The sequence below is a fragment of the Chryseobacterium sp. SIMBA_029 genome (genome assembly GCF_046535275.1).
Lineage (GTDB): Bacteria > Bacteroidota > Bacteroidia > Flavobacteriales > Weeksellaceae > Chryseobacterium.
In genome coordinates, this window is sequence record NZ_JAWRXA010000850.1 from 1 (window position 1) to 236 (window position 236).

Annotated in this window: 1 protein-coding gene; it reads right to left on the reverse strand. The window is 34.7% G+C overall.

All coding sequences use genetic code 11. The features are described from left to right. On the reverse strand, nucleotides 1–236 hold a 236-nt coding region (locus SB679_RS26285), incomplete at both ends, for a hypothetical protein (protein WP_410705365.1).

Below are 236 nucleotides of genomic sequence, written 5' to 3' on the forward strand. Positions count from 1 at the left end.
ATCGTGTGGGAACTTGCTGATAAATTCATCTTTTGAATATTTCGGTAAATTCTGAACCTCAGACTGGAAGTTACTTCTAAAAATCCTGTCCGGAGCTATCAGCTTTGACAACTTCATCTGATATGGTTTTTTAAGATTTTGTTCGTTATAGTTTTTTGTTTCTACCTTAAGCTTTACATTTTCGTCACTGAAAGTATTTTTCAGCTCATCGGCCTTAATGTAATGGGAAACTGAAG